Source organism: Plesiocystis pacifica SIR-1 (assembly GCF_000170895.1).
Lineage (GTDB): Bacteria > Myxococcota_A > Polyangia > Nannocystales > Nannocystaceae > Plesiocystis > Plesiocystis pacifica.
In genome coordinates this window covers 1-13,867 of the sequence record NZ_ABCS01000161.1, presented here as the reverse complement: position 1 = coordinate 13,867, position 13,867 = coordinate 1, and the positions used below count along the sequence as shown (strand labels likewise).

13 protein-coding genes are annotated in these 13,867 nt (G+C 62.7%); 7 read left to right on the top strand and 6 right to left on the bottom strand.

Going from position 1 to position 13,867, the window contains the following annotated elements:
- Positions 1-319 precede the first annotated feature (319 nt).
- Genes PPSIR1_RS39450 through PPSIR1_RS39440 form a run of 3 tightly spaced genes read right to left on the bottom strand, consistent with a single transcriptional unit; the run spans position 320 to position 2,918 of the window.
- Positions 320-1,186 (bottom strand): hypothetical protein, encoded by an 867-nt coding sequence (locus PPSIR1_RS39450; RefSeq protein ID WP_006976914.1) that lies wholly within the window; start codon positions 1,184-1,186, stop codon positions 320-322.
- Positions 1,187-1,203: 17 nt separating this feature from the next.
- Positions 1,204-2,004: a hypothetical protein gene (locus tag PPSIR1_RS39445; RefSeq protein WP_006976913.1), complete on the bottom strand. Its 801-nt coding sequence runs from the start codon at positions 2,002-2,004 to the stop codon at positions 1,204-1,206.
- Positions 2,004-2,918, bottom strand: coding sequence for a hypothetical protein (locus PPSIR1_RS39440; protein WP_006976912.1), 915 nt, complete (start codon positions 2,916-2,918; stop codon positions 2,004-2,006). Before PPSIR1_RS39440 ends, PPSIR1_RS39445 begins: the two co-directional genes overlap by 1 nt.
- Positions 2,919-2,929: 11 nt before the next feature.
- Here PPSIR1_RS39440 and PPSIR1_RS39435 point away from each other — a divergent pair, with 11 nt between their 5' ends.
- From PPSIR1_RS39435 to PPSIR1_RS47145, 3 genes are all read left to right on the top strand, one after another.
- Complete coding sequence (locus PPSIR1_RS39435) at positions 2,930-4,177, top strand: ISL3 family transposase (protein ID WP_006976911.1); 1,248 nt, start codon at positions 2,930-2,932, stop codon at positions 4,175-4,177.
- Positions 4,178-4,933: 756 nt separating this feature from the next.
- The gene (locus PPSIR1_RS39430) at positions 4,934-5,959 is read left to right on the top strand and encodes a hypothetical protein (protein WP_006976909.1); all 1,026 of its coding nucleotides are present in this window, start codon (positions 4,934-4,936) and stop codon (positions 5,957-5,959) included.
- Positions 5,960-6,117: 158 nt separating this feature from the next.
- A complete protein-coding gene (locus PPSIR1_RS47145) occupies positions 6,118-6,840 on the top strand; it encodes a DUF433 domain-containing protein (RefSeq protein WP_086002126.1) in 723 nt (240 codons plus the stop codon).
- Between the two features lie 428 nt (positions 6,841-7,268).
- On the opposite strand, the gene PPSIR1_RS47140 is transcribed toward PPSIR1_RS47145, so the two are convergent.
- The gene (locus PPSIR1_RS47140; RefSeq protein ID WP_086002124.1) at positions 7,269-8,291 is read right to left on the bottom strand and encodes a pentapeptide repeat-containing protein; all 1,023 of its coding nucleotides are present in this window, start codon (positions 8,289-8,291) and stop codon (positions 7,269-7,271) included.
- A gap of 70 nt (positions 8,292-8,361) precedes the next feature.
- Positions 8,362-8,865 carry an RNA polymerase sigma factor gene (locus tag PPSIR1_RS51420; protein WP_420813398.1) on the bottom strand — a complete coding sequence of 168 codons (504 nt, stop codon included), beginning with the start codon at positions 8,863-8,865 and terminating at the stop codon, positions 8,362-8,364.
- Positions 8,866-8,936: 71 nt separating this feature from the next.
- Here PPSIR1_RS51420 and PPSIR1_RS45195 point away from each other — a divergent pair, with 71 nt between their 5' ends.
- The gene (locus PPSIR1_RS45195) at positions 8,937-10,247 is read left to right on the top strand and encodes a serine/threonine-protein kinase (RefSeq protein WP_006976905.1); all 1,311 of its coding nucleotides are present in this window, start codon (positions 8,937-8,939) and stop codon (positions 10,245-10,247) included.
- A 5-nt stretch (positions 10,248-10,252) separates the two neighbouring features.
- Here the strand turns inward: PPSIR1_RS45195 and PPSIR1_RS39420 are convergent, their stop codons facing one another.
- Entirely contained in the window at positions 10,253-10,741 is a 489-nt protein-coding gene (locus PPSIR1_RS39420) for a hypothetical protein (RefSeq protein WP_157596460.1), read from the bottom strand.
- 216 nt (positions 10,742-10,957) lie between these two features.
- Here PPSIR1_RS39420 and PPSIR1_RS51415 point away from each other — a divergent pair, with 216 nt between their 5' ends.
- From PPSIR1_RS51415 to PPSIR1_RS48865, 3 genes are all read left to right on the top strand, one after another.
- Positions 10,958-11,287, top strand: a complete 330-nt coding sequence (locus tag PPSIR1_RS51415; RefSeq protein ID WP_006976903.1) for an RNA polymerase sigma factor — start codon at positions 10,958-10,960, stop codon at positions 11,285-11,287.
- 124 nt (positions 11,288-11,411) lie between these two features.
- Positions 11,412-11,780, top strand: a complete 369-nt coding sequence (locus PPSIR1_RS47130) for a helix-turn-helix domain-containing protein (protein ID WP_157596458.1) — start codon at positions 11,412-11,414, stop codon at positions 11,778-11,780.
- 149 nt (positions 11,781-11,929) lie between these two features.
- On the top strand, positions 11,930-13,249 hold the full coding sequence (locus PPSIR1_RS48865) for a hypothetical protein (RefSeq protein WP_157596457.1): 1,320 nt from the start codon (positions 11,930-11,932) through the stop codon (positions 13,247-13,249).
- Positions 13,250-13,867: the final 618 nt, after the last annotated feature.

Below are 13,867 nucleotides of genomic sequence, written 5' to 3'. Positions count from 1 at the left end.
GCCCCTCCCCCGCGCCGGCAAAGCCGTCACGGGTCCCCCTCCCCTTTACCCCCTTCGAACCCAACCCACCGAGATCGCTGCTGTTTCGCACGTGGTCGGGGTTCTGGGCCAGTTTGGCGCTTCCTTAGAAGTGCTCCTCAGTCTCTTTCGTCCCGCCTGATCCCGGCGAGTCGGTGGAGACATCCTGGAGACGACCATCGGGCCGACTTGGCACGGTTCTCCGTGGCCAGATCGGCCCGCTTCCGTTTCCAAGACCCCAACCACGACGACGAGCCAGGCCCGTCCCGGGGCCCGGCTCGCTCGCGTTGAGCTCACGCCGTCAGGCGGAGATCTCGAAGTTCCAGCGCCCGATCAACACCTTCCCCATCTCGGGGTCGTTGTCGATCGCGCGCAGCGTCACCGAACCGCGCGCTGCGTCCTCGCAGAACATGAGCTGCTCGTTCAGCCCGTGCTCCCCCACGCGCATGAACTTCACGTTCTCGCGGTTGGTCGTCCAGACCATCTCCTCGGTGCGGTAGGGCATGATGAGGTCATAGGGCGTCTCGGGGTTGACCTTGTAGACGGCGGTCAAGTCCGGCTTGAGCCGGCCCTCGGGATGCCCCTTGCTGCCGTAGCCCGTCGCCTGCTCGCCAGATTCGCGCGCAGCTACGAGGATCTTGTCTCGCGGCACCGTCAGCCGCTCGCCTGCGCGGTGGCCATGGCCAGCGAAGGTCCCGAAGTGCTCCGCGAGCATCACCGCCGGCCGGATCCGCGTCTCGACCGTCTCCTCGCCGACCTCCAGCACCGTGACCTCCATGAGCTCGACTTGCGTCCGCTCGAAGGGGCCTTGGGGATCGCTCTTCACGGCCACGACGATCACGTCCTTGGGCTCGAGGTTGTCGATCACCTCGTCGGTGGGCGGCCAGCCGTCGGGGAAGCGCTCATCCAGCTTGGCCTGGAGCGCGGGGTCGAGCTCGTCGACGCCGAGCAGATGCCCCGTCGCCGGTCGAGGGCGCACCTCGTCATCGACCACTCGCCTGCTCGGCTTGGTCTTCGGCTTGGCCTCTGTCTTCGCCTCGTCCTCCGCGGCCGCGTCCGCCTCGGCCGCGTCTCGCTTCGCCTTGTGACGCTTGAGGAACCACCAGAGCCCCGCGCTGATGCCCAGGCCCGTTGCCGCAACCAGTCCGATGATCTGCCAGGTCTTCATTCTCTGCTCTTCTCCAGTCAGATGACGACGAAGCCCCATCGCCCGAGTGAGATCCCCTTGCAAAGCTCCGTGTCCCCGTAGAGCTCGCAGTCCAGCCGCCCGGGCCGAGCTCCGCGCAGGCTGATCGTCGTCGCCCAGTCACGCCGACTGAGCTCCACGACCTCGGCCGCGCCCTTCGGCTCTATCGTCCAGGCCCTGGTCGTCGCCTCGCCAAAGCTCAACTGGATCGGCTCGCCCTCCCGCACGTAGCGGACCCTCGCCGCTCCCTCCCAGGCTTCGAGCTCTCCTTCACGCTCCGGATCCTCGGGTTTCGCCCAGCCGGCCACCGTACGCCGAGGGACAAGCGCGAGGCTCTGGCAGGTCAAACCGTGGCGCTCGTGCTCTCGCGGCGTGCAGCTCGGCGCGACGATGAGGTCGTCTCCGTCGACGGCGATCACCGTGCCCGCCAATAGCTCCCGACTCTTGCGTCCAGGACTGCTGCCAACCTCGAGCACGACACCGACCCGATCGCCCTCGCTGATCCTCGACTGCCCGAGCTCGCGCAACCTCGGCCAGCGCTTCGACAGCACGTCTGCGACCTCGCGTACCTGGAAGTCACCGAGCTCGGCCCGAGACACGCAGCTGTAGCTCATCCATCGCTCAGCTCGGCAGTTGGTGGACACCGCGGAGAGCTCGTCCTCCGCGGCGTAGCGCTCCGCCCTCTCTGCGTCGTCCTTGCGGTCTCGCTCCGCGGCCAAGTAGTCGCCGTAGCGCTGCACGACCACCACCCCGACGGCCACGAGGGCCCCAACCACGGCGAGCTTGCCCAACCAGCCCATCACGCCACCTTCGCCAGGTCGAACTTCCAGCTGCACAGCGCCCGCTCGCGGTCCCCCTTGGGCACGAGCAGCGCCACGTTCACCTCGCCGGCGACGCCTTCGAGGCTGATCACCGCTCGCGTGCCGTCGACCTCGATGATGCGCATCTCTACGTCATCGCGGGACACTCGCAGCATCGCGTCGCGTGGCAGCGTCGCCATCTTCTCCGGCCGAAGCTCGATCTGCCCGCCGGGCATGACCCGGTAGCGCTTGCGCCGGTTCTTGGGAACCAACATCGCGGGCGGCTCGGCCTTCAAAGGTGGTGAAGCCGGGGAAGTCGGGGAAGCCGGGGGAGTCGACTCTGCTCGAGCCGGTTCAGGCGTAGCGGACGGTTCTTCTTGCTTGTCATCGGCACCCGCCTTCGCCGGGATCTTGATCACTCGAAGCACGCACAGCGGGTGCACCACGAGCTTGTCGCCCACGCTCACCCAACACCCTGGGGAATCCTGGTGGCGCGCGCCCTTCGTGTCGAGGCGGGCGAGGACGTCGAGCACCAACTCCCCCTCCTCGAAGCCCTGGATCTCGGCAGCGAAGTAGTGGGGCGTCGCCCGCTCAGTCCCGACCAGCTTGGACGCGGACGCGAGCAGGACTTGATCGCCGATCTCCGGCTCGTACTGGAGCCCGTGCGTGTAGCCGGTGAACGCGTCTTCGACCAACAGGCCTAGGGCGCGGAGGACATCCGCATCGAGCTGGCGCCGCTCGTACATTCCGGTCTCCGCGAACTCCTCACCGGGCTCGGTCCCGGTGTCAGACTCGGTCGCGTCAGCTTTCGGCGCGGGCTGGGGCACCTGCGCCTTCTTCTTCGGCGGGGGCTTCAGGATTTTGAGTGGGTCACCCCGCAGGGAACCCTGGTACGCCCCCTCCAGCCCAGGCATGCTGTAAGCCCGTGCGCGACCGAGACCTCTACGCCAAGCTCCTCGGAATCGAAGACCCCTGGTACGTCCGCGACGTCGACCCGCGCCTCGAGGCTGGGGAGGTCGAGATCTTCATCTCCCGAGACGAGCGCGCCGAGTTCCCGTGCCCAGTCTGCGGGGCCGCGGCCGGGCGCTACGACACGCGCACGCGCACTTGGAGGCACCTCGACACCATGCAGTACAAGACCCTCCTGACCGCCGAGGTCCCGCGGGTCAAGTGCGCCGAGCATGGCGTCAAGCAGCTGAAGGTGCCCTGGGCCGAGCCCGGCTCGAGGTTCACCGCGATGTTCGAGGCGCTCGTCATCGACTGGCTCAAAGAGGCCAGCGTGTCCGCCGTGGCGAGGATGCTGCGCATGACCTGGGACGAGGTCGACGGCGTCATGACCCGAGCCGTCGCGCGGGGCCTCGAGCGCAGGCAGTCCCAGCCGCTGCGCAACATCGGCATCGACGAGACCTCGTTCCAAAAGCGCCACGAGTACGTGACCGTGGTCTACGACTGCGACCGCAAACACGTCATCGACGTCCTCGACAACCGCCGCCAGTTCGACCTCGAGGAATTCTACTTTGGCACCCCCCTCGAACACCTCCAGAGCCTGGAGTCGGTGTCGATGGACATGTGGGGGCCCTACGTCCAGGCGACGCTGATCCACGTCCCCGACGCGGAGCGCAAGATCGCCTTCGACCGCTTCCACGTCGCCAAGCACATCAACGACGGGGTCAACAAGGTGCGGGTCGATGAGCACGCCGAGCTGCGCGAGCTCGGAGACCGGACCCTGACCGGGACCCGCTACCTGTGGCTGAAGAACCCCGAGAACATGACGGCAAAGAGCCGGCTTCGCTTCGAGGCCCTGCGCGGGAGCTCGCTGCGAGTAGCGAGGGCGTGGGCGATGAAGGAGGCCGCGCGCCAGCTGTGGAGCTACGAGCGGCGGGGCTGGGCGCGGCGGGCTTGGAAGCGGCTCATCGGCTGGATGGCGCGGTCTCGACTGCCGCCGATGGTCAAGGTCGGCCGGACCCTGCGGGCGCACCTGTGGGGCATCGTGAACGCGATCGTCCTCGGGGCAACGAACGCCTCACTCGAAGCGGTGAACTCGAAGATCCAGGCGCTGAAGAAACGGGCGTGCGGGTATCGGAGCCGGGCTCGGTTTCGGAGCGCGATCTTGTTTCACTGTGGGGGACTCGAGCTCTATCCGAGCGCTCATCTCGTCCACACGAATTCCTGAAGCGCCCTTCGGCGTAGGGTCCGTCAGCGGTGCAGCAGGCTTTGTTTGCTCCGTCGGCGGTGAGCTCGTCTTCTGCTCACTCTTGGCCGACGGGGCATCCGCCCTCTCGCGCTCAGCCAGGAAGCTCTCCGCGTCGATCCGCGACCCCGTCAGCGTCGACTCGTCGATGTCGAGGTGGACAGTCCCGTCGGGCATCTTCGGCGTGTGCACGGCCCGCTGAGGCTCGCTGAGAAGCCCCTCGAGGTAGAGCCCCCCGAGGATCAGAGCGCCTCCCACGAGGACGACTCCTCCCAGCATCAGCAGGACCTCCCGCTTCTCCATCACCAGGAAGTCTGACGCGCTTTCCGAGCTCCAGCCAAGCTCGCCGCGCGGATGGCCACCGCACGTTCGGGTCTCGAACTCATCGTCGGGAGAGCTCTCCGCCGCGCTGGCTCGACGATGGGGCCGCCCCGCGGCCGGCACCAAAACAGCCCTCGCGCCCGGCGACGCCAGAAAAAATCGAAGCTAGCTTCGAGCGCATAGCACTGCCATTTGCATGGCCGAATTGCACTGCCATTTCGGGCTGAGCTTCGCCTCATTTCGCCGCGAGCACTGCCCCTCGTCCGCCAAGAAAGCCCGACGATGTCCAAGCGAGCCAAGAAACGAGCCCCCACGCAAACCCCTCCCGAGTGGCCCGAGTTCTTCCGCCAACACGACACGGAGCTCACCCGAGTCCGCATGCTCTGGCGTCGAGGCGGCGGTCGATACCGTCCACTCGTGCCGGTCAACCTCGCCCTCGAAGACCTCGAGCAGGCCGACTTCGAGACCTGGGAAGAGCTCGAACTGCCCGAGACCCACTTCGAGTGGGCGCTCGTCGAGGACATCCAGCCCGAACAGCGCGCCAGGCAGCTCGAAGACGTCGCCCGCGACCTGTGGAGCGTCGCCGTCCTCTGGACCAGGGCCAAGGGGCCCGTGTGCGACTTCCAGATCCGCGGCTACGGCAGCGAGGACGCGATCCTTTTCGAGGACGGCAAGCGCTGCAACCTCAGCGGCGAGCGCTCGCGCTACGACGACGACGAGACCCGCGAGCGCGCCCCGATCGACGAGGCCATCCGGGGGATGATCGGTGACGAGCGCGCCGCGTGGCTACAGCTCGACCGCGTCAAGGACACGCTGATCGACAAGCTCAACGACGACCGCGAGAAGCTGTTCGAGCACCTCGAACGCGTGAACCGGACCGCGCCGGAGATGATCGAGAACGCCCACGGTATCCTCGACCGCGCGCTCCAGTTCCAGCAGCGCGCGTTCGACAACCTCGTGAGTCAGGAGGACCACACCCTGGAGATCCGGATGCACGCGATCACTGAGCACAACCGGACCCAGCGGGTTGAGTCCTTCTTCAAGTTCGTCAAGGACGTGGGCGACTCCGCCGTGGGAGCACTACCGACGATCCAGAGCACCTTGGAAGGGATCGTTACGGGAGCTCGAACCTTGCCCCGCTTCCGCGTGGCCCAAGACGCGCTCCGCTACCTGAAGATCAGCCTGGAGCCTGACCGTCTGGCTATGTGCTTCCACGGGATGCCCTCGGAAAAGCGCAAGGCCGCCGACGAGGTCATGACGACGCTCAAGCGGCTGAGCAAGACCGAGGACGAGAACACCGCGCTGGCCGGCTGCGCGCCGCTGGTTGACAAGCTGTTCAAGACCCGGATCTTCCGCGAGGTGGCGACCCGTCAGGAGCAGTTCGCCGCCGAATTCATCATGGGCAAGCTTGCCACCGAGCGGATCATCCTGGACGACTACTGAGCCCCCAACGCCACTCCTATGGGATGCGAACAAAGGCAACCACTAGGCACCACGGCGCGAAAACAAGCCTGTGGCGCGAGAGGCGCATCATCTTAAGGAGATCCCTTCAAGAAACCCCCAGGGCCCCCCTAGGACGCCGTTTCGGCTAGATTTGCGGCATGGAAGGTGCTATATTCCGCGCGGCGATGAGAGAACGCACTGGCATGCGGGATCCACACAAGATCCCCGCCTACAGCCTCACTGATGCAGGCCGGTATTTGGGAGTACCGGTTTCGACTATTCGGTCCTGGGTTAAGGGAAGAGATTACCTAACAACGGGTGGTACCCGTAGGTGGCCCCCTATTGTTAAGCCTGCAATGGACAGTCCTTGTGTGCTGTCGTTCGAGAACCTCGTAGAACTCCATGTCCTTCGTGCGACGCGAAACAAGGGAGTCCGGATAGACGCCATCCGAGATGCAGTGTTTCATCTTGAAGAAAAGTATGGGTCGCAGCACCCTCTTGCTCAACAAGAAATGCAGACAGACGGGGTTTCGATATTCATCGAAGTGCTCGGGAAGCTGATTGACGTGAGCCACAATGGGCAAGTCGCAATCAGAAAGGCCATCGAAGTTCATCTGAAGCGTATTGAGCGGGATGACACCGGCATGCCTGTGAGGCTATACCCGTTCGCACAAAAGCATTCCCCGAGGACCCCTTCTCCCGTTGCAATTGATCCACGAGTTCAGTTTGGCCGTCTATGCGTGACGGGGACCAACATAACAGTCGACGACCTTGTCTCACGTCATCGCGCAGGTGAAGAGCTGCGAACGCTTTCGAGAGACTTTGATACTCCCGTCGGAAAGCTTCGGGATGCGATGGCTCATTATTACGAGGTCGCGTGACGGTTCCAGGTATTAAGCTGTTCGTTGATTCCACGGTCGGCGGCGCAACCAATATAAGGAGGAAAATGTCGCGTATCTCGTGGGTTGCGCTAGAGTTCAGATCCAACCGTCATGGAGAAACCGATAGGGCCTGGTTGGACAGGGTGGAAGGTGAGTCGGGAGTTCTCGTGACAATGAAGCCGAGGGGGCGCACCAACATTCTGAGAGAACAAGTCCTTGCCAGTTATGACATTCATGTCTTCATGATAGCGTCGGGCAGCCACCTCCACATTAGGGACCGTGCGGCGATCATACACCGTTGCATCGACGAGATTGCTAAGAAGCACAAAGACGAGTCGCCGCCAGCGTGGTATACTATGCGAGTCAGTGGCGGGCTTGTCCCCATGCCAGTGCCGACCTTTGACCCTCTTCAGACAGGCTCTTTCTAGTTATGGGAGGTGATCAACCTCGGCCTTTTGTCTTGAACTGAGGCCCACATTCGAAATATCCGTCACACGCATTGAGGCGCCTGCCATGCGTGCTCCAGTAAAGTCTGTTCGAGTGATGGACTCTGTCGATGAAAAATCAACATGCGCAAGGTGGGCAGATCGAAAGGCCACTTCGCTAAGCGTGCTAGAAGTGAGTGAGGCGTCCTCCAGCTGAGCATTTTCGAAGTCGGTTCCAGTTAGCAGAGCGCTGTCCAGCTTTGCCTGAGTCAGCCTTGCCGAAGAAAGCCTCGTTCGGGTCAAGTTTGCAGAAGTGAGATTGCTTTTCGAGAGGTCTGCCCCGTCCATTTGCGCACCGGAAAGGTTGGTATCTTCGAAGTTCGAATTCGTCAGGCATGCCATCCGAATTATGGAGTTCGAAAGGTCTGAACCACTGAAATCGGCGCTCGCTAGATTTGCAGGCGATGGGGCTCGCAAACTGCACAGGGCGAGGTTGCTTAGGTTTAACGGGCGTGGTTCTTTGCTCAGGGGACGTTTGCAGATGACTTGGACAGCCACCTGGACATGCTCGGGAAGTGGAATGGGATCCTGCATGCTATCCATCAAGCACTTCCGCCTGATGTAGAACTCAACCATCTGAGTAATCTGCCATCGTTCTTCCACCGAAGGTGTGCTGTGAAGCATTCGGTCGAGTGCGAGAAGTCCGCCAATCTGTGTCTCAGTTTTCTCACTGCTTAGATGTTGGACAGCCTCAGCAAAACGTTCGTCAAGGCGCTGTTTCTCAAGTCGCGAGGCACTTCGCCGAGCTTCTTCCCTGTCGTGCTGCAGTCGCTCCTGAAGTAGACTCGCCCGCCAACCTGCTACGACAGCAGCGATGATGGCGATGACTCCGACTGCTGAGTCGACGAATAGTTCTTGGTTTCCTGATCGATAGCTGTCAAATGCCACATACAGGAGCAGCGTCACGAGAACGAGGGCGAGAATGACCAGGAAGCCGATCAAATAGGAAGTGAAGGTTTTCGGCATGGGTGCCCTGTTGTGCTCAGACGGCTTCGTGGGGGCATCCTTGTTCAAATAGCGCTCTCATTTGTCCACCTTACGTTGGCCGGTCGAGGGTATTTGTGTATAGATGCAACTCAGATCGCAAAGCGACGAGCGCGCGACGGACGAGCCCTCGTACTGCCGAGTCAGAAATTGACAGCTGAGCCGCCACTTGGGGTGAACTCAGACCTTCAAGGTAGCGGAGCCGTAGGGCTTCTCGGTGACTTGTCTGAAGGCGCTCCATTGCAGCGCGGACCTCATTGAATAGACGAATACACCGAGCGATTGAACTCAGGTTCTCCTTACTAAGGAGCTGGACCCCAGAGTCTGGGACAACTCGTCGCTGCTTGTACCAGTCTCGGATGAGCCAGCTCTTTAGCTTCGTGGCGATCACAGCCTTCGGCGCATGAGTCTGAAGCCCCTTCGGTGGTCGTTGGACCATCTCGACCCAAAGCGCCTGCACGAGGTCTTCGGCCTGCTGGGGAGTCGCGCCGCGGCGACGGATGTACTTGATGGCCCAGTCCTGGTGCTCCTTCACGAACTGGGCGATCGCCTCCATGTCCCGATGGGCAAAGGCTTCGTAGGGAGACACCATGGGCGCGTGGTCGTTTACCATGGTGAGCGGCTCCGATGGAAGACCGTTCCGATCCGCTCGACGATGGCGACCTCGAGGAAGAGGACGAGCTAGGAGACGTGCCATCCACGGCGGGGCTGTCGATCGCGCTCCAGTTCGAGATGACGCAGGTCTGGATGAAGACCGGGCTGCCCTACGAGGATGTTCTGGTCGCCAAGCGCTTCAAGCTGCTTCGGCGGGTCGGGATCGGGAGCTACGGGCGCGTCTACGAGGCACAGGACCTCGAACTTGGGCGGATCGTCGCCGTCAAGGTCATGCCGATCGGGGATCCCGAGGTTGCCGCGCGCGAGGGCAAGGCCCTCGCGGCCGTCGACCATCCCAACATCGTGCGCATTTACGACCATGGACAAGATGACGACTACCGCTGGCTGGTCCTCGACTTCCTCGACGGCCCGAAGCTGAGCGACTGGTGCCAGGAGCGCCCCACTCGCGCGGAGGTCCTCGCTCGCTTCCTGGAAGCAGGCGAGGGGCTCGATGCTGCGCATCGCCGGGGGTTGGTACATCGGGACTTCAAGCCGGGCAACGTCATGCTCCGTGCAGGCAAGGCCATCGTGACGGACTTTGGCCTGGCGCGGAACTTGGAGTCGCTCAAGGAGTACGAGAGCGAACACCTGATCGCCTCGGGAACAATTCAGTTCATGTCACGGGAGCGGCTCCAGGGGTCCCCGGGAGATGAGCGGGGCGATCAGTTCGCGTTCTGTGTGTCCCTGTGGTGGGCGCTGTCGAGTGAGTACCCCTTCGGGCCAGCCGAGGGCTTGCAACAGTACTTCGAGGCCTTGGGCGAACAACCGCGGGGCGGGCAGAACATCCCCCGACGAGTACGGAAGGTGCTGGCTCGGGGGATGGCGGAGCTCCCCGGCGATCGCTGGCCGACAATGACCGTGCTCCTTACCGCGCTGCGCACCGCTCTGCGTCGTCGCGTGTGGCCCTGGGTCGCCGGGCTAATCGTCGTGGGCGTGGGCGTGGGCATCGTACTCAGTGCGTCCCCGTGGGACCTCGACGTGCCCACCGAGCTCGAGCTCTCGGAAGTGGATGAGATGTCGCTAGACATCATCGAGGGCTTGGAGGAGGACGACGTCGACGTGGTCGTACAGGCCCTCTCCAACGGCTACGTCGCAGCACGCCGGGAGGGAAGCGAGGCGGACTTTCTCCCCGCAGTACTCCTCGCTGCCACGGGGTTGGAGGGCAGCGGGCGCGTGTTTGAGGCGCAGTTCGCCTGGTCGATGGTCGCCAGGCTCCGGCACGAGATCGGTGACGAGGAGGGGACCGAGGCCGCGAAGCAGAGGTTCCGAGCGCTGGGCCAGTAGCAGCGCTACAGCTCCATCCCTTCGAAGCAGGTGACGGTGCCGTCCTCGTTACAGACCCCGTCGTCGCACCACAGCAGCGTCCCCCCGCAGTCCGAGCCAGGCCAGCACACGCCGTTGATGCAACAGATGTTCTGCGCCGTGCTGGAGTTGTCCGTGTAGCCGTCCGGCATCTCCTCGCACAGCCCAGGGACCGAGCAGGCGCTCTCCAGTGGGATGTACGCGACGACGAGGTTCGCCACCGGGTCGTAGAGCTCGCCGTAGCGGACGTGGAAGGGCACGCTCCCCACGGTGCACGGTGTCGAGCCCTTGAGAGAAACCTGGCCCGCGGGATCCAGACACACGTCGGCGTCGAGCACGGGGGCTCCGGGGCCGGTGTACTCGCAGACCTTCGAGCTGTCGCACAGGTCGCGGTACTCGGCGTTGGCAGCCTGTGGCGCGAAAGTGAGCCCCAGGGCGACGAGGCCCATGACGGAGAGAGGGATTTTCCTCGGCATGCCGCGATTTTACTCAGGGCATCAACAGCCCACAGCCGAGACCACTGACGGGGGACGGTCAGCCGTTCTAGACCCGCTAGCTGCGTGTTTGAGCCATCTCCGTCAGCGGAGTCCGGAGGCTAGAAAACGGATGGACTTGAAAAAGTTCGAACGTTTCGCGGAGCTGCTGGGAATGAGTAGGTAGATGCCCGCCCCTGCCTGCCCTCGAGAGCGGCAGTGGCCCTTGGAGCTCACCCCGGAGTTCTCCAACAGTTCGACCGCGAGCTGTTGAGTTACTTTCTGCGCCGTACAGGGTCGATCGAGGTCGCCCGGGACCTACGCCAGGAGGTTTGGGTCGCTGTTCATCGCTACCGCGGCGAGTCTTCGCCGCGACACTACCTCTTCGCCATTGCCCGTCGACAGCTCGCTGGTCACTACCGAGTCAAGCACCGTACCTTCTTGCCGTTGCCTGAAATCCAGGACGACCTCGATGTCGAGCGCGCGTCCTATGCCGCGAAGTTGTCGCGGCCGTTGATCGCGTCCCCGAGCCGTTTCGAGCAGCTCTGACGCAGCTGCTCGCCGGCCGAGACGGCAGCGAGAGTGCTGTGAGGCTGGGTTGCCGTGAGCCGACGTTGCGTTCACGACTTCACCGAGGGCGTCAAGCTCTGCGGGCTCAGCTGGGGGCCGGCATATGAGCGTCTTGGCCACTCTTTTCAGCGCAGAGCCTGCGGAGGTTGTCCGAAAGATCGATCCGAAGCAGTTTGGACGCCACCTTCGCAGCCTCCGGAACGCGCGTGGTCTCACTCAGGAGCTTCTCGCGGAGCGTAGTGATCTCTCGTCGGACACCATACGGAGGCTGGAAGCGGGAACATTTTCGCCCAGCCTCAACACCCTGGCAGGAGTTGCGAGCGGTCTCCGCCTACGCCTGTCGACGTTGTTCATGAGTTATGAGGATGGGAGTCTCACACAGGAACAGGAGATCGTGGATATGCTCTTGGGACGAAGTTCCGAGGAATTGGACGTCCTTGTCAAAGTTCTGCGCGTTCTTCTCGATAAATGAGCATTGATGTTCGCCATCGTCGACATAGCCGGCCGGTCGGCCGCCTGTGCGTCCATGACCTGACTCCGGCGAGGGCCAGAGACGCCTCTGGTCCGTCCGCAACTCGTGACTCTGGATTTTTGTTCCGCTGGAGGGTACGCTACTCAGCCATGCAGAAAGTCGCCGCCTACCGACTAGAACACAATATCACCGACGATGATGCTCGTTCAGCTGAAATCGATGAGATTATCGGACTTCTGCGGAAATGGCTGGTTGAAAAAAGAGCAGACGACCCCTCGGCCAACGAGGGAGAGTTTAGGTCGGAGCGCGACGATTCCTCGGGTCGCTTCGAGTGGCAACAATCAGAATATGAACGGCGGTCATGGCGAATGCTGCGTCTCAGCGAGGAACTTGCACAAGGGCGCCAATTCGAGACCTCGATCTCGGTCACTGATACGGGTCGTTCGGTAGTTGTCTACACGACCTTGGCAAGTGGGCTGATCTCCAGTGCGGTGACACCGGTACGAACTGAAGCACGGTGCCCACGACCCATCCGGGGAATACTGGATCTTCACACCTCCTGGTACCACGGAACGACGAGGATCCAGGGTCTGCGCCGTACCGAAGGGCATGAGGCCGGACGTCAACTGGCGGATGAGATCCGGTCTTCCAGTAGGACTTTGCCCCTGATCGTGATCTCGGAGGATGATGGCGAGCAGTTCCTTCCCAAGCTTGATAAGAAACTGAGCCGGTCACTACTCGGATTGGCAAACGTTACGGTTATCGATGAGGGGGCGTCATGGGGGCTGACCGACGTTCTTGGTAAAGGAAGGTCGTGTTACTGGGGGGCCATACGAATCTACTGGCCAAGGTATGACGAGAACCGCCACCAGATATGGCGCGTGAGGCGGCTACTGGACAGTGGTGCGACTACCGAACGATTTGAGGCACAAATTCGGAGCCATGTCATGCGGGTGTCCGCCCTGAGCGCCGTTCGACCGAAGGACATTGATCAGATTCGACGTGGTTCTGATCGTGCTCGAATGCAGCATGTTCAAGAGCAACTCAAATCGCGTGAAGAGTGGGAGGCGTATGCCGAAATGTATGCGTCTGACAACACCAAGCTGCTACAAAAAAACGAACGCTTGGAGGAAGAGAACTCTCGACTTCGAGACGAACTACAGAATGCACAGGCGCTGCTAGGTGCCCTACCTGAGCACGATGAAGAGATCCTTCCCGACCGCGCTGACGAGGAGGAAGACCCAGGGCCGACCAAAGGGGAGATTCGCTACTACAAGAAGATTGGCTCGAGTCGGAAGATGGACAAAATGGTCGAAACGTCCGCATGCGGTCACTCGGCCTGGCAGTCAGCCCATAAGGCTGACAAGGCGAAGAAGGGAATCGAGCGCTACGTGGGGCGGCGGGACTGGAAATCAGTCCAACACTGTGGCTCCTGCACCGGAGGCGGGATGTGGAAAGTCCAGTGGTAGCAGCTGGGGCTCCTTTCTTGCCCGGGAAATGCCTTGGAGAGCCGAGGCTGGGCAGGTCGCCCGGGCGGCGAGGACACCGGCTCAAGGCGAGCCCGAAAAGGGAGCGGATTAGGTGATCTTGGGCTCTGTACTCGCAGGGATGACGACAGTTTCCTAGTCCCCATCTCCGACCTAGCTTGCCTCCCAGCCCAGCTCTGAGTCACGGTCGAGGAACAACCCATGCCTCCATCGCGTCACGGCGTCCCATCCTCTAGGATGGACCCCGCGAAGCAGCAGCGGCTCGTGGTTGAGAAAGCGACCCACGATGACCGTGAAAATCCGCCCCTACCGCAACGGGGGCTACGAAGTCGACATCATGACCCGCCTGCCCAACGGCAAGAGCCACCGAGAGCGCCGCAAGTCGCCGCACTCGTCCAAGGCCGCGTCGTTGCGCTGGGGCAGGGAGCGCGAGCGCTACCTGCTGGTTCATGGGCCGACCCGCCGTGCCTCGGGAGAGGACTCGGCCCAACCCAAGAAAGAGTCCCAACCTTCACCGAGTTCGCGCCCCGCTACGTGGAGGGGCAGGTCAAGGGCAACGGCGCCAAGCCCAGCCACGCCGAGTCGATCGAGCGGCACCTG